Here is a 21,323-nt window from a genome sequence, read left to right on the forward strand (position 1 = left end):
GTCGACGCACAGCGACCGCCGGTGCACACACACCGATGCTCCGAAAGTGAGTATGCAATGACCTCTCGATTCGCGGTCTCCGGACTGACGAAGACCTACGGTGCCAACGTCGTCGTCGACAGTCTTGACCTCGAGATCGAGCAGGGTGAATTCTTGGTCCTGCTCGGACCGAGCGGCTGCGGCAAGACCACGACCTTGCGGTGCCTCGCCGGTCTGGAGACACCGCAGGGCGGTTCGATCTCGTTCGCGGGTCGGACAGTGTTCGACGCGGCCTCGAAAGTGCTCGTGCCTGCGCACAAGCGAAACATCGGCATGGTGTTCCAGTCCTATGCACTGTGGCCCCACATGACGGTCGCCGAGAACATTCGGTACCCGCTGACCGTTCGCAAGCTCAAGAAGGCTATTGCCGACGGAGCGGTCGAGACGGCCGCGAACATGGTCGACTGCGGCGCTCTGCTCGACCGGTACCCATCACAGCTCAGCGGCGGCCAGCAGCAACGTGTCGCAGTGGCGAGAGGGTTGGTGGCCCAACCGGATCTGGTGTTGTTCGACGAGCCGCTGAGCAACCTCGATGCGCGTCTGCGAGATCAGGTTCGATCTCAGATCCACCAGCTGCACCAACAGCTCGGTTTCACCGCCGTGTTCGTCACGCACGACCAATCCGAGGCCTTCGCTCTCGGCGACCGCCTCGCGATCATGAAGGCCGGAAAGATCGAACAGTACGACGAGCCCGAGCACGTGTTCGAGAACCCGGCATCGGAGTACGTCGCGGCGTTCATCGGGATGGGTAATCGACTCGAACTCCGCCGCGGCCACGACGGCTGGGTCACCAGCGGCTCCGACGTCATCGATCTTCGGACCGCCACAGTGCGTGAGCGCGCCGACGAGGGCACCCGCGCCGTCGCCAGGTTCCGACCCGACGACGTGCTGTTGCACGACACCGCAGACCAGGTGCCACCCGGAAACGTAGCCCTGCACGCGGAGCTCGTGACGTACGAGTACGGAGGTCGGTACTTCGACGTCGCAGTCAGAACCGGTGACGAGCAATTGACACTCCGTGCCGTAGCCGCCGACCACAGTGCAGCACTGCGGCGTAGCAGCCCGGGAAGACCCGTCGTCGTCAGCTTCGCGCCGTCGTGTCTGAGGGTGTACGCGCTTCCCGACGCCTCGTCGGCCACCAGCTCCGAGCTCGTCGGATCCGCTGGAAAGAGCTCGTGATGGCAACTCTCGTCGATGTCGAGCGTCCCGAGTCCACCGAGCCGGCCGGCAGAAGATCACTGACCATCCCGTCGAGCTGGCGCGCACGAACCGGCTACGCCGCCGTCCTCGCCGTTCTGGCCTATCTGGTCGTGCTTCCCATGGTGAAACTGCAGATGCTCGCCTTCGAGGACGGCGCTGCCGGATACCGAAGTCAGTACGGCCGCTTCGACATCGGTGTCACGCTCCGAACCACGGTGGCGTTGGCACTCGGTTCGTTGGTCATCGCCATGGTGTTGGGAACGCTGCTCGCATTCGCAGCGAGCAGGCTTCCCGCCAAGCTCGGTTGGCTCCGCGTCATTCCGATCCTGCCGATCGTGATGCCGGCGGTGGCCAGCGTGGTCGGTTGGGCGTTCCTGCTCTCCCCCGGTCCCGGCTACCTGAACGTGCTCCTTCGCCTGTTGCCGTGGTGGAGCGGGTCGGACAGTGGACCGATCGACGTGTACACCGTCCCCTGGATCATCGTCCTCACCGGCTTCGGTCTGACGTCGTTCGTGTACCTGTTCGTCAGTTCCGGCATGCAGAACATCAGCTCCGAGCATCTCGAAGCGGCTCAGGTCAGCGGATCGTCCACGGTGGGAATCTTTTTCAAGATCGTCCTCCCGCTGCTTCGACCGTCTCTCATCTACGGCGGCGGTATCGCGCTGCTCCTCGGTCTCGGCCAGTTCACCGGCCCCCTGCTGCTGGGCGCGAACACCGGTGTCAAGGTGCTGACCACCGAGATGTATCGCCGGGTATCGGAGTCCCCGTCGGACTTCGCCGCGGCAGCGGCCGCCGGGTCTCCGCTGGTGATCTTCGGATTGGTGCTGGTGCTGGCGCAGAAGGCGCTGCTGGGCAACCAAACTCGCTTCGTCACGCACGGCGGCAAGGCATTCGCCCCCTCCACGGGTAAGGCCACGTGGGCCACGGTCACCATCGTCGTGTTCGCGCTCTTCGCCCTGGTCATCCCGCTGGTGGGTCTGATCATCGTCTCGTTGACGCCGTACTGGTCGGGATCGTTGTCGCTGAGTCTGTTGACGCTGGACAACTTTCGGGCACTGATGGACACCACGGCCGTGGTCGAGTCGGTCCTCACCAGTGTGCTCACCTCGCTCGGCGCAGTGGCCATCTGCATCCCGCTGGGATACCTCATGGCAAACCTTCTCGTGCGGGGACGCCGGTTCAGAATTCTCGCGCTGATCGCAGACCTCATGACGGCACTGCCACTGGGCATCCCGGCCGTGATCTTCGGCGTCGGATTCCTGCTCACGTACACCGAACCGCCGCTGATCCTCTACGGAACCAGGACGGTGATCATCCTCGTGTACATCGTGCTGATGCTGCCCTTCTCGACGAGGATGCAGATGACGGCCATGCTGTCGCTCGGAAACACGTACACCGAGGCGTCGGCCACCAGTGGTGCATCGCCGATCGTCACCAATCTCCGAATCATGTTGCCGCTGATGCGTCCCACGATCCTCAGCGCCGTCGCGCTCATGTTCATTCTGTTGACCCACGAGTTCGCCGCATCACTTCTGGTGCGCGCGTCGACAACCCAGGTGATGGGCACGTTGCTGTTCGACATGTGGCAGAACGGCTCCTATCCGCTCGTCGCCGCGATGGCCTTGCTCATGACCGCCGTCACTACGATCGGTGTCGCCGCGGCGATGCTCGTCGGCGGACGCAACGTGCTGAGCAAGCTGTGACGGGCGTGCAGTCTCGGCTCCAGGACAAGGTCGTTCTGGTCACCGGGGCAACCGGGGGCATCGGTACCGCTATCGTCGAGCGGCTGGCCTCGGAAGGCGCGGTGCTCGTGGTGACCGACGTCGACGGTGACGCGTGCGCAGCCCTCGTGGCGGACCAGGCCGACAGTGAACGCCATCTCCCGATCGCACTCGACATCACCCGGGAAGATCAGTGGCACAGCGCTGTCGAGGCCGTGGCCGCACAGTACGGCCGGCTCGACGCCGTGGTCAACAACGGTGCGATCGGCAGTCTCGGAACGGTGGTCGACGAAGATCTCGACCGCTACAACCGCGTGGTCGAAGTCAGTCAGACCGGTACGTGGCTCGGAATGAAGCACGCAGGGGCGTATGTCGAGCGATCGGGCGGAGGATCGGTCGTCAACATCTGTTCGATCCTCGGCAGCGTCGGCGGTCTCGGCAACAGCTTCGCTTACGCTGCAGCAAAGGGTGCCGTGCGCACCATGACCAAGAATGCTGCCCTGCACTGGGCCACCAAAGGGGTTCGCGTCAACTCCATCCACCCCGGCTTCATCGGCACCACGCAGTTGCTCGAACGCTACGAGGGGTCCGAACGGCACAGGGCCATGATTGCGCACACTCCGATGGGTCGACTGGGAACCGGGGCCGAAGTGGCTGCTGCGGTTGCGTTTCTGGCCGGCGACGACTCCACGTTCGTCACCGGGACCGAGCTGTACGTCGACGGCGGATGGACCTGCGACTGACCGCTCGGGTAGGGCTGTCGGGGCGGATGCTTCAGCAGGTGGTGAAGAAGTCCACCCCGTTGGAGGTCCGCGCCGACAGTCGGCCGCGCTGGACCAAAACATCGAGGTGCGCAAGCGTCTCACAGGTCGCCACCATCTTATTGAAGCTGTCCAGGGTGGCGAACGATCGTTCGTGCCGAGTCCACGTCAGGCCGGCTGCCACGTCCGATCCGGTTGCGCGGCCGGCAGATTCGACAACGCTCTCGGTAGCGGTGAGACGGCGATCGTGGTGTTCGAGCAGCTGCCGGCAGCGCTCGTGCACACCCGCACCCGGATGGCCGTGTGACGGCAACATCGTCCGGTCCGGCCCGTCGAGCATCGCGGTCAGAGACGTCAGATACTTGTCCAACGGCAGGTCCCACTCACCGAGCTCGAACCCGATCGACGGCGTGATGGTGGGCAGAACGTGGTCGCCCGTATAACACACGTTCCGGTCGGAATCGTGAAACACCATGTGCCCCTTGGTATGCCCAGGTGTGTGCGCAGCATGAACCGCATGACCGGGAATATCGAGCGGTCCGGGCTGCAGCCAGGTGTCCGGTAGCTCCCAGTCCGCTGCGTCGAAGGGTTCGGCCTTTCCGCTCTCGCGCGCGATGCGAGCGATCTCGAACGCGCCCGCGCGCTCGAGTTCACGAATCGAGCTGACCGGAACGTTGCTGCGCAATCGACCGATGGCGTCGATGCCCGGTGCCTCTGCGGCACCGAGATGCACCCGGGTGCCGTATCGACGCCGCAGCTCCACGGCGAACGTGTAGTGATCACGATGCACATGAGTGACGTACACGTCGTGGATCTCGGACGGTCGACGCCCGATGAGGCGTAATGCATCCACGAGCTCGTCATGGGTGGACGCGCGGTGCCAACCGCCGTCGATCAAAGCCAGACCCGTATGCGTCTCCAGCGCGTAGACGTTGATCGCTCGCAGGCCGTCCTGAGGCATCTGCAACGGAACGCGATGAACGCCGTCGGCCACCGGGAAGCAGCCCGGCTCGGCCCACGACGACGTCATCCTGCGTCGCCTGCCAGGGGCACCATCGTCTTCTCGTCGCCGTACCACATCATGCGTCGACCGCCCATGGTTCCGACGTGGTCGACGGCGGCCTTCCACTCGTCACTGGCCAGCGCGGCCTCGAGTGCGTCGCGCGACTCGAAGCTGAGCACCGACAGGCCGTCCCACCCTTCGGACCTGCCACCGAACGCTTCGAGCAGTTCGGTGTGCTGCCAGCGGAGCAACCCGGGCAGGGGGTAGGTGACGTCGGCATGCTCGCCGCGCCACCACGTGATGAACTGATCATGAGTCCATTCGGCAGGACGGGCGGCTACGAGGACCAGGTTGTACATTTTTCTCCTAAGTGAATTCTGTTCAGTTACGCCGGCCGTCGAGAATCGGCAGCGCCGACGACGTGCGGACTACTTTCGTACGACTCTGATGGCTGCGTCCGTGACCAGTGCAGTGATGTCGTCGATGCTCAGAGGACCGTCCGGCCGGTACCAACGCCATACGCTGACCACCAGGGCGAGCACCAGACGCGCAGACATCGTCGGATTCGATTCCGCGAACTGGCCCGCCTCGATCCCCCGCCCGATCAATGCGGTCCAGTTCTTCTCGATCCGTTGCACGAGTTCACGGCACTCGACTCGCTCGGCCTCTTCTTTGGCGGACTGACGTTCGGTCGCCAGCAGATCCATGTGATTGTGGAGAATGCGCCGGGCCAATGCGTCCTGAGGTGATGCCGCCAAGGACGCGGCAATCGCGGCGCGAAGTGCGTCCTCGGCGTGCGTGACGCCGTCGGTGGCCGCAACGAAACGGGCGGCGGAGTCCGCGAGTTCTATGCGCATGATGGTCAACAAGCAGTGCGCTTTGGACTCGAAGTAGTGGTAGAGCGCGGTCTGACCGATACCGACCTCGTCGGCGATCGACGCCCACTTGGTGTGCTCGTATCCCACCTTGCCGAAGTGGTCGATCGCCGCCGACAGAATGCGCGTTCGCTTGGACCGCGGACTCTCGCGTCGGACGTCGGTTCCTACGGTCATGGTTGCCCCTACTGATAGCACGTGTTCCGGCCTCGTTCGAGTTTACATTTTCCGATGTGAATTCGAGTCAGTTGCGGCTGCAAGCTGCTTGGCCAGTGCCGTCGCATCGGGCCGGGACAGTTTTCCGACGCGATTCTGCGGTAGATCGTCGACGGTGAACACGTATTCCGGCCACTTCGACTTGGGAAAGTCGTCCTCGGCCAACTGCGCGGTGACGTCCTCGAGTTCGAGCTCCTCACCACCGGTGACCACGAGCGCTGCTGCGCGCTCCCCCAGTAGGTCGTCCGGTACCGGCACGACACAGACCTGCACGACGGACTGCAGCGAAGCGATTGCCGACTCGACCTCGTTGATGTCGATGTTGCGGCCACCGCGAATGATGATCTGTTTCTGCCGACCCATGACGCGAATCGAGCCGTCCGACGCGACCTCCACCAGATCACCGGTCGGAAGAAAACCGTCGGGCGTCAGCTCGGGCGGGACCGGAGTTCCGGCACGGGCGTACCCGACGAACAGCGACGGTCCCTTGACCTGGGCGGCACCGATATCGTCCGCGGGGAGCGGACGGCCGTCCGAGTCGACGGCTCGCACGGTGGTGCCGGGAAACGGCCGCCCGTCGCGTCCGAGGCGGATCGACACCGGGTCCTCGAGAGCGGGTGTCGTGTGGCCCAAGCACTCGGACATGCCGAACACTCGGAGGAACGTGGTGTGCAACCACTGTTCGGCCTTGGCGAGCGCGCGCTCGTTCATCGGTCCGCCGCCGACCGTCATCGCGCGCATCGTGTTCAGTGTGCCTTCGGAGTTCGGTGCAACCGAGAGCTGTAGCGCCATGGTCGGTACCAGCATCGTCCAGGCAATCCGGTGTTCCTTCGCTGCCCGCAGGGCCGCCTCCGGGGACCACTTCCCGATGGCGACCATCGGACCTCCCAGTAGCGCAGGCAGATACATTCCGAAGCAGAATGCGGCAACCGACGACAGCGGTACGAAGGCACCGATCGCCTCGCCCGGGCGGAGGCCGACGGCATCGATGGTGGATCGAGACGCGTACCTGATCGCGTCCTCGGATTGCACCACGCACTTGGGTCGACCGGTCGAGCCCGAGGTCATCGCGATCGCATCACCTCCGTTCCATCGCGCGACAGAGGCGAACGCACCACCCGACGCCCGCACGCGGTACGAACCGAAGGCGGGCTTGTCCACGGGAAATTGCTCGTCGGACACACTCCAATGACGAAGGGCCTCGGGCGTTCCCACGACGACGTCGGGTCGAATGTCCTCGAGTGCCAGCGCGAACTCCGACTCCGTGGCGTGCGGGCTGACCACCGCGACCACACCGCCGGCGAGACCGACACCGAGAGCAGCCGCAACGGCACCCCAGGTGTTGTCGGCCTGAATCACCACGGTCGGCGGGCTGGGGTCGATACCGCCGAACACGTCGGCGAGGGATGTCGCCGCCTCGACCACGGTCCGGATCGTGTGACTGCCGTCTTCGTCGACGACTGCGACGGCATCGGGGGTCTGTTCGGCGCGGACGAGCATCTCGCGGGCAAGCCGTTTCACTGGTCTGACTCTTTCCTGGTTCGTGATGCGCTCATGTCGAGAATTGCACGGCCGGTGACGGATCCGCCCCGCAACCGGTCGTATGCAGAGATGGCCTCGGTGAAGGGGAAGGTGGTGATTTCGGCGCGCAGCAAGCCGTCCTGCGCAAGTTCGACGACGGCTTCGAGATCGGCACGGGTACCCCAGAACGGGGCATCCACCGTCCATCCTGCGGCCAGACCGACATCCTTCCCGGTCGTCAGTCGGCCGCCGGCACTGCCCACCACCACGACAGAACCCCCGGACCGCAGCATGGCGGCCGCCGGGGCGGTCGTGGTCGGCGCGCCGACGAAGTCGAGGACGAGATCCGCACCGTCCAGTGCCGTGAGCCGTTGCGTCGCAGCGGAAACGGAGTCGTAGAACTCGTGCGCTCCCGAGGACTCGGCCAGTGCAGCGGCGTCGGCCTTGGAGTCGATTGCGATGATGTGCGGCACGCCCATGGTGCGCAGGATCTGCAGGGCAAGGTGGCCGAGGCCGCCGACTCCGATCACGACCACGTTGCTTCGCTCGTCGATCACGGCGGAGTTGGTGCGAATGGCGTGATACGCGGTCAGTGCCGCGTCTGCCAGAGGCGCGGCACCGAGAGGATCGAGATCACCGATCGGAACGAGTACGCGTTCGGACGGCACCAGCATCAGCTGCGCGATGCCGCCCGGGTACCCCAGACCGTTTCCGATGGGGGCCAGCCGACCGTCGGGACGCCGAGCGAGGCTGCGACAGTAGTTCTCTCTGCCGCGCAGACAGTTCGGGCACGTTCCGCAGCTCCAGATTCCGTGTACGACCACGGCGCGACCGATCCAGGAAGGGTCTGCCGACGGTCCAGCCGAGACGACCGTTCCGGCCACTTCGTGCCCCAGCGTCAGCGGCAGGTCGTAATCGAAAGCCTCTGCGCTCGAGTTCATCACGTGCAGATCGGATCCGCACAGTCCGGCTGCGTCCACCTGGATCAGAAGTTCGTGCCCGGTCGGCACCGGGTCCGGCACCTCCCGGAACTCCGGTGCGCTCCCCCACTGAAGGACCTGCACGGCCAACATCAGCGAGCAGTCCATCCGCCGTCGACCACCAGGGTCTGACCGGTCATGTAGGAGCTGGCGTCCGAGGCCAGAAACAGCACGGCACCGTCGATCTCGCCGTCGACGCCGCCGCGTCCGAGCATGGTGTTCCGCCGCACCCACCCTGCGGACTTGTCGTTGGTGAACAGGCCATCGGTCATCTCGGTATCGAACCACCCCGGCACCACGGCGTTGACGCGAATGCCTCGTCGACCCCACTGACCGGCCAGTTCACGAGTGAGGCCGAGCGTGCCTGCCTTCGACGCCGCGTAGCTGGCACCGCCGATCGGCGCAGTGGACACCAGCCCGATCACCGAGGAGATGTTGATGATCGACGCTGTTGCCTCACTCGGCATCTTGCCGACCGCATACGTGGCCAGATGGAACCCGGCGATCAGGTTGACGTCGAGGATGGACTGGAAACCGTCCAGCGTCTCGTCCTCGGCGTTGGGCGGGCCGGGCTTGCCCGCGTTGTTGATCACGACGTCGAGCCGGCCGCGTTCGTCGAAGCAACGATCGACGAGAGCTCGCCGGTCGCTGTCGTCGGTGACATCGCACCGCACGGGCACGATGGCCGGGATCTCGGCCGACAACGCTTCGAGCCGGTCGAGCCGTCGCGCGGCGGCGTACACCGTGGCACCTGCCGCGGCGAGAGCCCGGGCGAAACCGAGGCCGAGCCCCGACGAGGCACCGGTGACCACAGCGACGCGACCGGTCAGCGAGAACATGTCCTGGGTCATGTGTCCACTTCCAAACTGATTGTCGGACAATACGAGTGATCGGTCAGTAGACGGCGGTACGACCGCCGTCGACCGGGATGATCGCGCCCGTTGTGTACCCGGCGTCGTCCGAGGCGAGATGGGTGATCAAGCCGGCGAGCTCGTCGGGCCGCCCCAGCCGTCCGGCCGGGAGCCGGTCGACGATCTTGCCGATGAACTCGTCGTCCCAGTTCTCGGACATGTCGGTGGCGAAACCGCCGGGCATCACACAGTTGACGCGCACCGTGGGCGCGTACTCCTGGGCGAACGCGCGGGTCAGCGCATTGAGCCCGTTCTTGGCTGCCGCATACATCGCCTCGGGTGGGCTGGGTCGCTCGGCACCGATGCTCGAAATATTGATGATGGACCCACCTCCGGCAGCCGCCATCCTGTCCCCGGCGACGGCCATCAACCGGAACGGTCCCTTGAGATTGACCTCGATCGTCTTGTCCCACAGTCCCTCGGTGACCGACACGAGATTCTCCGCCAGCGGCGCGATCCCGGCGTTGTTGACGACGATGTCGAGGCTCCCGAATCGCGCGATGATGTCGTCGACGGCCGGTTCGATGCTCTCCCAGTGTCCGACGTGCAGCGCGTACGGATGCGCACTGCCCGGGCCCGTGTCACCCAAGCTCGAGACAGCGCTCTCGCAGGCCTCGAGCTTGCGGCTCGATACGATGACCGTCGCGCCTGCGTCCTTCAGTCCGCGTGCGATCGCCAGACCGAGCCCACGGCTCGCTCCCGTCACCAGGGCGACCTTGCCGTCCAATTTCGGTGTACTCATGCGTACCTCTTGACCTCGAGTCGGGCGATGGTCCGCAGATGGACCTCGTTGGGGCCGTCGGCAATCTGCAGAGCTCGGGTGATGGCATAGAGCCGAGCGAGAATGGTGTCGTTGCTGACTCCGGCCGCGCCGTAGGTCTGCACCGCTCGGTCGACGACCTTGTGGGCCACCTCCATCGCAGCCACCTTGATGGCCGCCACTTCCGAACGAGCCGAGGCATTTCCGGCGGTATCCATCAACCAGGCCGACTTCAACACCAACAACCGGATCTGGTCGATCTCCATGCGGCTGCGGGCAATCCACTCACGTACCACACCTCGATCGGACAACGGTCCGCCGAATGCCTGCCGAACGAGCGAGCGCCGACACATCATTTCCAGAGCGCGCTCGGCCATGCCGATCGCCCGCATGGCGTAGTGCATGCGGCCGGGCCCGAGTCGCCCCTGGGCGATGGCGAATCCGTCGCCCTCCTCTCCCAGCATGTTGGCGGCGGGCACGCGCACGTCGGTGAACTGAACTTCGCCGTGGCCAAGCCGATCCTGGAACCCGAACATGGGCAGGTCGCGCACCACTTCTACGCCGGGGGCGTCGGCCGGAACGAGAATCATGCTCTGCCGGCGGTAGGTGGAACTGTCCGGATCCGACTTCCCCATGAAGATCATGAGCTTGCAGTCGGGATCGAGAACGCCCGAGGTGTACCACTTTCGGCCGTTGACGACGTACTCGTCCCCGTCACGCGTGATGGTCGAGGTGATGTTGGTGGCGTCCGAGCTGGCGACATCGGGTTCGGTCATGGCGAACGCAGAGCGAATGGTGCAGTCCAACAACGGCTTCAGCCAATGTTCCTTCTGCTCCTCCGTGCCGTACATGGCCAAGATTTCCATGTTTCCGGTGTCGGGTGCCGAGCAGTTGATCGCCTCGTTGCCGATGATGGAACGGCCGACGATCTCGGCGAGCGGCGCGTACTCGAGATTGGTCAGGCCCGCACCGAGGTCGTCGTGGGTCATGAACAGGTTCCACAACCCCAGCTCGCGGGCGCGTGTCTGCAGATCCCGCATGATCTGCGGTTGCTCGTGGGGATTGTCGTTCGCGGCGATCTGAGCGTCGTAGACACTCTCGGCCGGATAGACGTGGTCGTTCATGAATGTCTCGAGCGTGGCCGACAATTCGGCCGTCCGCTGTGAGTAGGAAAAGTCCACTTCCGTGTGCTCCTGTCGAGTGATGGTGCGTCAGCGCGCGAGCAATGCGGTGCCGGTGTCGATCAACCTGCGGATGGTCGCGGGCAGCTTTTCCTGATCCGGGTCGATGTGGCGCCCCTCGCGGTGCCGACGCAGGTTGTGGCCCATGATCGCTGCCATCTTGAGCCGTCCCAGGGCGTCGAACCATGTCATGTCCGGCAGCGCCGGACCGCTCCCGGTGTAGCAGGCGATCAGTTCGTCGGTACTGGGCAGACCGGGCACGTCGCGGCCGACACCGGGAAAGTTGGTACCGTCGGCGAAGACGAGAAACCATCCCAATTCGACGCGTGGATCACCTGCGCTCCAGATCTCCCAGTCGATCAGAGCCGCCGGCTCGAGACCGTCGGAGATGATGTTTCCCAACCGGTAGTCCCCGTGGACGAGTGTGGGTGTGATCGCCGCCGGAATGTCTCTGCGAAGCAGTCGAACCAACTCGTCGGCACCCTCCACGAGTTCCACCGGAACCGCGGCGAGCGTCTTGGACCACCGGTCCAATTCATCCGCAGGCGAGAGGATGTCGCCCGTATCGGGAATGTCGGCGAGCGGCACGGCATGCAACGCCGGCAGCACTTCTGCGGCTCGCCGCATCCGCGCGGCCGCGATACTCGGTTCCACCTCGGGGTCGTCGAGCACCGGTTCGAGCGACTCTCCGACGACGAGCTCCATCGCGAACCACGCCGGTTCCTGCTCGTCGACCGCCACGATTGCCGGTACCGGCACATCGGTGTCGGCGAGCGCGCGCAGAATCGAGGCCTGCCGGAGCATGTCGTGCCGCCCGACCGACCGTTGTCCCTCCGGGACCGCCTTGACGACGAAGTCGCCGTCGGACGTGCTCACTCGATAGGTCAATCCGGAATGTCCACCGAGGAGCGGTTCGAATGTGCTGACGGTGACGCCGAGCTCGGCGTCCAGCGCGGCGGACACGCGTGCGCGCAGGGAGGATTCGGTCATGGTCGCGGCTCTCTCGGCAGACCGAGCACACGCTCGGCGATGATGTTGTGCTGAATCTCGTCGGTACCGCCCGCAATTCGATACCCCGGGGCTCCGAGCAGGTGCTCGGACCAGGCGAAGGTGCCCCAGCGATCCGAGTCGGACGTCAGATGACGACCGAGCAGCAGACGCGCGACCTCGGAAGTTCTGGCCATCGTGTCGGTGGCAAGAAGCTTTCCGAGCGAGGCCTCCGGCCCCGGGTCGTTGCCTGCGATGACAGCACCGGCCACTCTCATGTTGCCGATCCGCTGGACGAAACTACGCGTCACCAGATCGGCAACCGCGTCGCGCTCGATCTCGGTCAGCTCACGGCCGAGGTTCTGAGCAAGGGCCACAGCGCGATCCGCATTCGCGAGCCCGAGATTTCCACCGTCCAGGCGTTCGGCCGCCAACACAGTCAGGGCAACCTGCCAGCCCTTGCCGACCGGACCCAGCCGATAGTCGTCACTGAGGTGTACCCCGTCGAGATACACCTCGTTGAACGAGCTTCCGCCCGTCATCTGACGAATGGGACGCACATCGACCCCGGGCGCGTCCATCGGAACCAGGAACATCGTCAATCCGGCGTGCTTGGCGACGGTGGAGTCGGTCCGGCACAGCGCAACTCCGTAGTCGGCGACACGGGCACCCGATGTCCACACCTTGTGACCGTCGATCGTCCACGACCCGTCCTCCGCCTGGGTTGCTCGCGTCCGGACCGCGGCCAGGTCGGAACCGGCTTCGGTCTCGGAGAACAACTGGCAGGCAATGATGTCAGCTCGGAGCATTGCCCGGACGTACTGGGTACGTTGCTGTTCGGTTCCCCACTGCGCGATGGTGGGTGCCACCAATTGTTGTGTGACAGAGAACATCTCGGTCCTCTTGGGAACGTCGAACGTGTCCTCGACGCGCCGGAAGGCGAGCACGTACGACAGCGGTAGGTCGCGGCCACCGTACTCGACCGGGGAATTCAACGCGCCCCATCCCGCATCGAACTTCGCCTGCTCGTACGCGGCAATCCGGTCGGTGTGCGCCTGCTCTTCCTCCGCGGTCCAGTTCTCGAAGACGGCGACCGTATCCGGCCCGTCGCCCCACACCGAGTCGGTACGTGCCGCTGCAACGGTTTTCAACCATGCGGTCGCCTGCTCGCCGAACTCGTCGATGTCCGGAAACGTTCGTTGTGTCACTGTATTGCCTCTGGTTCGTCTCGGGTCAGACAGTCAGCACGGTGCAGGCACTGATGCCCGGTGCGCCGTACACGTGGGTGAAACCGACTCGCGGAGTACCGGGGACCTGGCGTTCGCCGGCTTCGCCACGTAGCTGGGTCACGATCTCGTGCACCTGACGCAGACCGGAGGCTCCGATGGGTTCTCCGTTCGCGATGCAACCGCCGTCGGTGTTGATCGGCAGGCGTCCACCGATGTCGGTTTCCCCGGCCGCGATCATGGCTTCTTGCTCGCCGGGCTCGCAGAACCCGCATTCGGCCATGTGCATGATTTCGGCACCGCTCTCGGTGTCCTGAAGCTGCGCGACGTCGACGTCACCCGGAGCGATGCCGGCCTGCTCGAAGGCCGCACGTGCCGCGTCGGCGCTTACACTGGTGGGTTCGCCGGCCCCCTGAACGGAGGGGCTGAAGACCTCGAAGGATCCGAATCGGCGGGTTCGGTGGGTGATGGCGGCAATCTTCACGGGCCGACCGGTGGCTCGCGCGACGTAGTCCTCGCCGGCCACGACGATGGCAGCCGCTCCCTCACCCGGTGAGCAGAACATGTACCGCGTGAGTGGATCGTTGACCATGTCGGCTTCGGCGATGGTCGTGGCATCCATGGCCTCGCGTCGCCAGGCGTTGGGGTTGAGAACTCCGTTGCGATATGCCTTTTCGGCGACCAGGGCCAGCGTCCGACTCGAGATGTCGTGCTGACGCATGTAGCGGGAGATCTTGGCACCGAAGAACTGGGTGGTGACCATCAGACCGGCCTCGCCGTAGCCGTCGGGGAGTCCCCACTCCGCCGGTCGTGGGTCGAACGCGCCACGTGGATGCTTGTCGAATCCGACTGCGAGAGCGACGTCCGCGGAGCCCGAGCGCACGGCGTTGACCGCCGAGAACAACGCGCTTCCGCCTGTTGCGCAACCGTTCTTGACGTTGGTGAACGGGATGCCGGTGAAACCCAATTCGGCGACGAGAGTGTCGGCCAGACCCGAGCCGTCACTGCCACCGAACGCGACCTGCACGTCCGGCCAGGCCACTCCTGCATCCATCAGTGCGTTGCCGATCGCGGTGACGGCCATCTGCCTGCCGGACACTCCTGGCTGGCGGCCGAACTTCGACAGGCCGGCACCGATGATCGAAACATTCTGTGTCACTGTGCGATTCCTGTCGATTCCGGTTGCGTGCCGAGTGCGTCGACAGCAAATCGGGGCACCGGCGCGGTGGACGTCAGACGCACCGGTGCCCCATCCAGTTCGTCGAAGCTCTCACAGTCGATGATCGCTTCGATCTTGATGCCCTCGGGCAGTTCCACGTAGCCGACTGCGAAGGGAACGAACCCGCCGGCCGGTGGCACGTAGGGAGGAGACTTGGGCGCGAAACGCTGAATCGTATAGGCCCACAGGGTTCCTCGCGTACTCAGCGTGATGTTCTCCGCACTGGGTGTGGCGCACCTGCTGCACATCGCACTCGCGGGGAAAGCCACGGTTCTGCACACAGTGCACCTGCTGCCCTCGAGTGCGACGGCCGTTGCCTGCTCCATTGATGCTGCCTTTCGGGCTGTTCGGTCAGAACGCGGACGTGGAGCGGATCAGCGCCCGACCCACTTGGGCTCACGCTTCTCGAGGAATGCGGTGACGCCCTCCTTGCCGTCCTCGGACTGGAGCGCATTGCCGACTGCGAGATGCTCCATGACCATGAGCGACTGGATGTCCGCATCCAGACCGCGATCGATGCACATCTTGGTCAGCTTCATCATGAACGGGCTCTTGTCAGTGAGGTTCCCGATGAACTCGTCGACGGTCTTGTCGAGGTCCTCGGCCGGCGCGGACGCATTGATCAGGTCGAAGTCCACCGCTTCCTGGCCACTGAGGAGCTTGCCCGTGAGCATCAGTTCCTTCGTCTTGCGGATGCCGATCATGCGGGGCAGGCGGTAGATGGGGCCGGCACCACCGAACAATGCACGGCGGATGTGGAAGTCGCCAATTCTTGCGTCGTCGGCCGCGATAGCGAAGTCGCACGAAATCATCAGTTCGAAGCCACCGGCGGTGACGTAACCCTCGAGCACCGCAACGGACGGAGTGTTCATGGAGTACAGACGATCGCACACCTTCGCCGACAGGACGGCGACGTCCATGGCGGTGGTGGTGCCGATGAAGTCCGACAGCAATTCGTCGAGGTCGAAGCCCGAGCAGAAGGTGTTGTTGACTCCGCGGAGCACGAGAACCTTGAGGTTCGGATCGTTGTCCACCTCGACGATGATTTCGTCCAGGCGATGCAGCAGCTCCACCGTGACAGCGTTCTTCTTGTGCGGGCGGTTGAGCCAGACGCGAGCGACGTCGCCGTCCTTCTCCAACAGAATGTGGTCGGTGTCGATCATGTGACAGCCTTTCGAGAGTGCAAGTTGAACTGGATTCACTTCAGTATTGATCATCGAGGCGATGGCGTCAATAGCCGATCCCCGGCGACCGCGGCAATCGGTCTAGACGGCAAGCAAATCGGCGATCCGCGCCCGATGAGACCGCGAATCACCCTGCAGTGCTTCGTTTCCCAGAACTCGACGGAAGTAGCTGTGCGCCGAGTGTTCCCACGTGAAACCCACTCCCCCGTGCAGCTGCACGGCCTCGTGGGCCGCGTGCACCGCGGCGTCACTGCACACCGCACCCGCGACGGCAATCGCCAGCCGGGCCTCCTCGGGATCCTCGTCGTACACCGCTGCGGCATATCGGGCGGCCGATCTGGCCCGCTCGAGCTCGATCAGCATGTCGGCCAGGCGGTGTTTGATCGCCTGAAACGAACCGATGGGGCGGCCGAACTGATGACGCGCCTTGACGTGGTCGAGCGTCATCTGCAGCAGGGCATCGGCGATACCGGTGTTCTCGCACGCGAGCGCCAGAGTCGACACGTCCTGTATTCGTGCGATCGCCTCGGCTGCTCGATCGGCCGGAACCAGAAGCGTCGCCGCGGCTCCATCGAACGAGATGTCCGCTTGACGCCTGGTGGAGTCGACGACACGCCGATCACGCACTGCAGAAGCGCTTTTCGCCGACACTGCGAAGAGTGCAGCCCCTTCTGGACAGCGGGCGCTGACAACGATGAGATCGGCACCACCACCTCCGACCACGAAGCGTGCATGTCCGCTCAGAACCCAACCGTCGCCGATTCGGTGAGCGTCGAGGTCGTCGGACTCGGCGGTCAGCGCGCTCACCGCAGCGACCGTGGTGCCGTCGAGAAGTTCCTCGAACACGTCCGAATTGCCCGCCTCCATCACGGCGCGAACACCTACGGCTGCATGCTGATAGACGGGTTCGACGGCCAGAGCGCGACCGCACTCCTCGAGGATGATGCCCAGCTCCACCATTCCGTAGCCGAGTCCGCCCGACTCCTCGGGAACGGCGAGGGCAGTCACCGACATGTCGGTGACCAGTCGTTTCCACAGATCGACCGAGTAGCCGGGAGTAGAGTCCGCTGCGGAACGCACCTGTTCGATCGTCGAATACTTGCCCAGAACCCCACGGATGGTCTCGCGAATCTCGGCCTGTTCACTGCCGGGCGTCAGCGCCGATGGTTCCGAACGAGGCCAGGGGACTTGCGCGTCGCGGTGTGATGATGTCATGTCGCTCCACTCGAGTTGAATTCAGTTCTTTCTCGAACCATAACGTCTGAAACCCTCGACAAACAGGGTTTGCCTGAACTAAGTTCAATTCATGTCACTGGAGATAGTGGAGTACTACGCCACCCTGGACGCCGGCCACCTGGACGAGGCGGTGGCAATGTTGTCGGCGGACGTCGAATTCTCGATGATCCTGCCGGGCGGGGCGAATCGAAAGACCGGGCGGGCCGCCATGCTCGAATACCTGGCCGGCCGGCCCCCCGTCGATCGCAAGCATCGAGTTCTTCGATCGGCCGTCGACCACGACCTGCAATTCGTGCACGGTGCGGTGACCGAGGGAGATCGAACGACGGGCTTCTTCGTCGGAGTCATGCGAGTTCGTCCGGACGGCCTCATCGACCGGTACCAGGTCTCGTTCGATGCCGAATTCACCCTCCTCGATACCGATGAAGGAGATCGACGATGACGTCGAACACGCACCCGACGCCCACCTTGCTCCGCTGGTTCGAGTACATGGATTCCGAGGATCCGGACCGGGTCCTCACCATGATTTCAGCGGACTTTCGTATGTCGGTCCAATTCTCCAAGGGACTCGGCGAGGCAGCCGAGTTCGTCGGCGACCGAGACGGTCTCGTCGCATACCTGCAGCAACGTGAGAAGAGCACCCTGGTCCATCATCTCGATCGCGGCGCATCCGTCGACGGCACCGAGATGGTGCTGGGACGGACCACCCGCGACGGAGCCTTCGAGGCGTCGTTCAACGCCTCGGCCCAACTCGACGACAACGGGCACGTCCGACGGTTGCTCATCGCCCGCACGCCGGAATTGGCGTTCGACTAGGAGCCGATCGGCTCGCGAAACAGAGAAGAAAAGAGCGAGATGTCAGAGCACGCACTGATTTTCGAGGCCATTCGCACGCCGAGAGGTAAGGGCCGCAACGGATCGCTGCACGGAGTGAAGCCGGTGAACCTCGTCGCGGGGCTGATCACCGAACTCCGCGCCCGATTCCCCGATATGGATCCGTCCGACATCGACGACGTCATCCTCGGCGTCGTCTCTCCGATCGGAGAGCAGGGAGCGGTCATCTCCCGCGCCGCCGCGCTGGTGGCAGGCCTACCGGAATCGGTGCCCGGCACCCAGATCAATCGATTCTGCGCGTCGGGCCTCGAAGCGACGAATCTGGCGGCACAGAAGGTCGCCTCCGGGTGGGACGACCTGGTGATCGCCGGCGGCGTCGAGTCCATGTCCCGAGTGCCGATGGGCAGCGATGGCGGTGCCCTGTTCACCGACCCGGCCACCGCCTACGACCTTTACATCGTTCCGCAGGGAATCGGTGCCGATCTGATCGCGACGGTCGAGGGATTCTCCCGTCACGATGTCGACACGTACGCGGTGGAGTCCCAGCGACGCGCCGAGGCAGCGTGGAATGCAGGCTATTTCAAGAAGTCCGTCGTTCCTGTCGAGGACTTCAACGGCGTCACTCTGCTCGATCACGACGAGCACCGCCGCCCGGGCACCACGACGGACAGCCTGGGCAGATTGAAGCCCGCCTTTGCCGCGCTGGGGAAGGCAGCAGGATTCGACGACGTGGCTCTGCAGAAGTACGTCGATGTCGAACGCATCGATCATGTGCACACCGGTGGGAATTCGTCGGGCATCGTCGACGGTGCTGCGCTGGTTCTCATCGGAAGTGCCGCGGCCGGTTCGCGCGCGGGCCTGGTTCCACGCGGCCGCATCGTGGCCACGGCCCAGGTCGGCAGTGAACCGACCATCATGCTCACCGGTCCGACCCCGGCCACAGTGGCGGTATTGAAGCGAGCGGGCCTGACCGTCGACGACATCGACGTGTTCGAACTGAACGAGGCCTTCGCCTCGGTGGTGCTCAAATGGATGAAAGACCTCGACATCCCGCACGAGAAGACCAATGTCAACGGCGGAGCGATCGCGATGGGCCACCCGCTCGGTGCCACCGGCGCGATGTTGGTGGGCACCGTGCTGGACGAGTTGGAACGAACCGGTGGCCGATACGGCCTGATCACCCTGTGCATCGGTGGCGGAATGGGCGTTGCCACCGTCATCGAACGCCTCTGAACCGCCCATCGTCGACACACAGGAATACGAGAGAACATGACCGACAACATGATCGGGTGGGAACGCGACGCAGACGGCATCGTCGTCCTCACGATGGACGACGCAGGCAAGCGCGCGAACACGATGAACGACGCGTACATCGCCTCGATGGCAGCCGCAGTGGAGCGACTCGAAGCCGAAAAGGACGACATCACAGGCGTCGTCATCACGTCGGCCAAGAAATCGTTCTTCGCCGGCGGCGATCTCGACGACATGACAGCCGACCCGGGCGATGTCGACCAGCGGGACGTCGCCCGCGCCTTGACCGACCGAATCGACGGCATCAAGACCGTGCTTCGACGGCTCGAAACTCTCGGGCGCCCCGTGGTGGCCGCGATCAACGGCGCGGCCCTCGGCGGTGGTTTCGAGATCGCGTTGCACACCCACCACCGCATCGCAGTGGATCTGCCGGGCACCAGAATCGGTCTTCCCGAAGCGACGCTCGGCTTGCTACCCGGCGGTGGCGGCATCGTCAGAACGGTCCGGTTGATGGGACTCGACGCCGCCCTTTCGAAGGTGTTGACGAAGGGTCAGCAGCACTCGGTGGCCGAGGCGACCGAGCTCGGTCTCGTCGATGCCACCGTCGGTCGTATCGACGAGTTGGTCCCGGCCGCGAAGGCGTGGATTGCCGACAATCCGTCCGCGGTGCAGCCGTGGGACGTCAAGGGTTTCACCATCCCCGGTGGCGCACCGACCGATCCGGCCGTCGCCCAGAATCTGCTGGTCGCAACATCACTGCTGCGCAAGCAGCTCAAAGGGGCACCCGCCCCCGCTCCGAGGGCTATCCTCGCCGCCGCTACCGAGTGCGCGTCGGTGGATGTGGACACGGCCGATCGTATCGAGACCCGCTACTTCGTCTCACTGATGACCGGTCGCGTCGCGCAGAACATGATTCGCGCGTTCTTCTTCGACATGCAGACCATCCAGCGCGGCACCTCGCGCCCGGCAGGCCACGACAAGTTCACCACCCGCACCGTGGCAATCATCGGTGCCGGAATGATGGGTGCCGCAATCGCATACGTCTGTGCCCGGGCCGGTGTCGAGGTCGTGCTCAGGGATGTCGACCAGGTCGCCGCCGATCGCGGAAAGAACTACGCGGAGAAGTTGGAGGCGAAGGCCCTCGAGCGGGGGTCGACGACCGCCGAGAAATCCGCGGCGCTGCTCGGCAGAATCCGGCCGACCGCGGACGCCGCCGACTGCGCCGCCGCAGATCTGGTCATCGAAGCCGCATTCGAGTCGGTAGATGTCAAGACACAGATCTTCCGCGAGCTCGACGGTATCGTTCCCGCGGATGTCGTCCTGGGCTCCAACACCTCCCAGCTCCCCATCTCCATTCTGGCCGACGGTGTGAGTCGACCCGAGAATTTCATCGGGATCCACTTCTTCTCACCAGCCGACAAAATGCCACTGGTCGAAATCATTCGCGGCAAGCGCACATCGGACTCGACGCTCGCGAAGGTCATCGATTTCGTCTTCCAGATCGGTAAGACCCCCATCGTCGCCAACGACAGCCGCGGGTTCTTCACCTCGCGAGTGATCGGCGCATTCCTGGACGAAGCGATGGCCGCGGTCGGTGAAGGCATCAATCCCGTCTTCGTCGAACAGGCCGGCGCACAGGCGGGCTATCCGGTCCCGCCGCTGCAGTTGATGGATCAGGTGACTCTCACGCTCTCGCAGAAGATCCGCAAGGAGAACGAACGCGCGGCGGCCGGCGAGGGCAAGCCACCTCGAACCCATGGCTCTGACGCGGTGATGAACAAGATGGTCGACGAACTCGGTCGTTCCGGGCGAACCGGGGGCGGCGGCTTCTACAGCTACGACGACTCGGGCGTGCGAAGTGGGATCTGGCCGGGCGTACGCACCGCCTTCGATTCCGGTTCCAGCCGGATCCCCCTCCTGGACATGCAGGAACGGATGCTGTTCGCCGAAGCGATCGAGGCCGTCAAATGTCTGGACGAAGGAGTCTTGACCACCGTCGCCGATGCGAACATCGGGTCGCTGCTGGGAATCGGCTTCCCTTCCTGGACCGGGGGCGTCATCCAGTACATCGACCAATACGACGGTGGGCTACCGGGTTTCGTCGATCGTGCCCGAGAGCTGGCGTCGAAGTACGGAGCCCATTTCGAACCGCCCCAGTCCCTGGTCGACAAAGCGACGCGCGGCCAGCGCGTCTACTCACTCGCATCCTGAACGAAAA

At 64.5% G+C, this 21,323-nt stretch carries 21 protein-coding genes; 7 read left to right on the top strand and 14 right to left on the bottom strand.

The window, feature by feature from the left end; all coding sequences use genetic code 11:
* Window positions 1-57: 57 nt before the first annotated feature.
* The 3 genes from CH306_RS02240 to CH306_RS02250 are packed head-to-tail and all read left to right on the top strand — an operon-like array spanning window position 58 to window position 3,703.
* Window positions 58-1,218, top strand: a complete 1,161-nt coding sequence (locus tag CH306_RS02240) for an ABC transporter ATP-binding protein (RefSeq protein ID WP_094645550.1) — start codon at window positions 58-60, stop codon at window positions 1,216-1,218.
* Window positions 1,218-2,942: an ABC transporter permease gene (locus CH306_RS02245; protein WP_094645551.1), complete on the top strand. Its 1,725-nt coding sequence runs from the start codon at window positions 1,218-1,220 to the stop codon at window positions 2,940-2,942. Before CH306_RS02240 ends, CH306_RS02245 begins: the two co-directional genes overlap by 1 nt.
* Complete coding sequence (locus CH306_RS02250) at window positions 2,939-3,703, top strand: SDR family NAD(P)-dependent oxidoreductase (protein WP_218829654.1); 765 nt, start codon at window positions 2,939-2,941, stop codon at window positions 3,701-3,703. The genes CH306_RS02245 and CH306_RS02250 overlap by 4 nt, the downstream gene beginning before the upstream one ends.
* 31 nt (window positions 3,704-3,734) lie before the next feature.
* Here the strand turns inward: CH306_RS02250 and CH306_RS02255 are convergent, their stop codons facing one another.
* From CH306_RS02255 to CH306_RS02320, 14 genes are all read right to left on the bottom strand, one after another.
* Window positions 3,735-4,751 (bottom strand): MBL fold metallo-hydrolase, encoded by a 1,017-nt coding sequence (locus CH306_RS02255; RefSeq protein WP_094645552.1) that lies wholly within the window; start codon window positions 4,749-4,751, stop codon window positions 3,735-3,737.
* Window positions 4,748-5,083 carry an EthD family reductase gene (locus tag CH306_RS02260; protein WP_094645553.1) on the bottom strand — a complete coding sequence of 112 codons (336 nt, stop codon included), beginning with the start codon at window positions 5,081-5,083 and terminating at the stop codon, window positions 4,748-4,750. The genes CH306_RS02255 and CH306_RS02260 overlap by 4 nt, the downstream gene beginning before the upstream one ends.
* Before the next feature lie 69 nt (window positions 5,084-5,152).
* Window positions 5,153-5,776 (bottom strand): TetR/AcrR family transcriptional regulator, encoded by a 624-nt coding sequence (locus CH306_RS02265; protein WP_094631477.1) that lies wholly within the window; start codon window positions 5,774-5,776, stop codon window positions 5,153-5,155.
* Window positions 5,777-5,818: 42 nt separating this feature from the next.
* Window positions 5,819-7,336 carry a class I adenylate-forming enzyme family protein gene (locus CH306_RS02270; protein ID WP_094645554.1) on the bottom strand — a complete coding sequence of 506 codons (1,518 nt, stop codon included), beginning with the start codon at window positions 7,334-7,336 and terminating at the stop codon, window positions 5,819-5,821.
* Window positions 7,333-8,409: an alcohol dehydrogenase catalytic domain-containing protein gene (locus CH306_RS02275; protein WP_094645797.1), complete on the bottom strand. Its 1,077-nt coding sequence runs from the start codon at window positions 8,407-8,409 to the stop codon at window positions 7,333-7,335. Before CH306_RS02275 ends, CH306_RS02270 begins: the two co-directional genes overlap by 4 nt.
* Window positions 8,409-9,167, bottom strand: a complete 759-nt coding sequence (locus CH306_RS02280; RefSeq protein ID WP_094645555.1) for an SDR family NAD(P)-dependent oxidoreductase — start codon at window positions 9,165-9,167, stop codon at window positions 8,409-8,411. The genes CH306_RS02275 and CH306_RS02280 overlap by 1 nt, the downstream gene beginning before the upstream one ends.
* Window positions 9,168-9,210: 43 nt before the next feature.
* Window positions 9,211-9,969 carry an SDR family NAD(P)-dependent oxidoreductase gene (locus CH306_RS02285; protein WP_094645556.1) on the bottom strand — a complete coding sequence of 253 codons (759 nt, stop codon included), beginning with the start codon at window positions 9,967-9,969 and terminating at the stop codon, window positions 9,211-9,213.
* The gene (locus CH306_RS02290; protein ID WP_094645557.1) at window positions 9,966-11,168 is read right to left on the bottom strand and encodes an acyl-CoA dehydrogenase family protein; all 1,203 of its coding nucleotides are present in this window, start codon (window positions 11,166-11,168) and stop codon (window positions 9,966-9,968) included. The genes CH306_RS02285 and CH306_RS02290 overlap by 4 nt, the downstream gene beginning before the upstream one ends.
* Before the next feature lie 30 nt (window positions 11,169-11,198).
* Window positions 11,199-12,158 (bottom strand): phosphotransferase family protein, encoded by a 960-nt coding sequence (locus CH306_RS02295; RefSeq protein WP_094631472.1) that lies wholly within the window; start codon window positions 12,156-12,158, stop codon window positions 11,199-11,201.
* Window positions 12,155-13,363 (bottom strand): acyl-CoA dehydrogenase family protein, encoded by a 1,209-nt coding sequence (locus CH306_RS02300; protein ID WP_094645558.1) that lies wholly within the window; start codon window positions 13,361-13,363, stop codon window positions 12,155-12,157. The genes CH306_RS02295 and CH306_RS02300 overlap by 4 nt, the downstream gene beginning before the upstream one ends.
* Window positions 13,364-13,388: 25 nt before the next feature.
* A complete protein-coding gene (locus CH306_RS02305) occupies window positions 13,389-14,540 on the bottom strand; it encodes a thiolase family protein (protein WP_094631470.1) in 1,152 nt (383 codons plus the stop codon).
* The gene (locus CH306_RS02310) at window positions 14,537-14,926 is read right to left on the bottom strand and encodes a Zn-ribbon domain-containing OB-fold protein (protein ID WP_094645559.1); all 390 of its coding nucleotides are present in this window, start codon (window positions 14,924-14,926) and stop codon (window positions 14,537-14,539) included. Before CH306_RS02310 ends, CH306_RS02305 begins: the two co-directional genes overlap by 4 nt.
* A gap of 48 nt (window positions 14,927-14,974) precedes the next feature.
* The gene (locus CH306_RS02315) at window positions 14,975-15,763 is read right to left on the bottom strand and encodes an enoyl-CoA hydratase/isomerase family protein (protein WP_094645560.1); all 789 of its coding nucleotides are present in this window, start codon (window positions 15,761-15,763) and stop codon (window positions 14,975-14,977) included.
* Between the two features lie 102 nt (window positions 15,764-15,865).
* The gene (locus tag CH306_RS02320; RefSeq protein ID WP_094645561.1) at window positions 15,866-16,999 is read right to left on the bottom strand and encodes an acyl-CoA dehydrogenase family protein; all 1,134 of its coding nucleotides are present in this window, start codon (window positions 16,997-16,999) and stop codon (window positions 15,866-15,868) included.
* 91 nt (window positions 17,000-17,090) lie between these two features.
* Between CH306_RS02320 and CH306_RS02325 the strand changes: the two genes are divergently transcribed.
* Genes CH306_RS02325 through CH306_RS02340 form a run of 4 tightly spaced genes read left to right on the top strand, consistent with a single transcriptional unit; the run spans window position 17,091 to window position 21,316 of the window.
* Window positions 17,091-17,462, top strand: a complete 372-nt coding sequence (locus CH306_RS02325; protein WP_094631466.1) for a nuclear transport factor 2 family protein — start codon at window positions 17,091-17,093, stop codon at window positions 17,460-17,462.
* Entirely contained in the window at window positions 17,459-17,836 is a 378-nt protein-coding gene (locus CH306_RS02330) for a hypothetical protein (RefSeq protein ID WP_094645562.1), read from the top strand. Before CH306_RS02325 ends, CH306_RS02330 begins: the two co-directional genes overlap by 4 nt.
* Before the next feature lie 39 nt (window positions 17,837-17,875).
* A complete protein-coding gene (locus CH306_RS02335; protein WP_094631464.1) occupies window positions 17,876-19,087 on the top strand; it encodes an acetyl-CoA C-acetyltransferase in 1,212 nt (403 codons plus the stop codon).
* Window positions 19,088-19,123: 36 nt separating this feature from the next.
* Window positions 19,124-21,316, top strand: a complete 2,193-nt coding sequence (locus tag CH306_RS02340) for a 3-hydroxyacyl-CoA dehydrogenase NAD-binding domain-containing protein (RefSeq protein WP_094645563.1) — start codon at window positions 19,124-19,126, stop codon at window positions 21,314-21,316.
* The last annotated feature ends 7 nt before the right edge of the window (window positions 21,317-21,323 follow it).

Source organism: Rhodococcus sp. 15-725-2-2b, from assembly GCF_002259075.1.
In the GTDB taxonomy this organism is placed as follows: domain Bacteria; phylum Actinomycetota; class Actinomycetes; order Mycobacteriales; family Mycobacteriaceae; genus Rhodococcoides.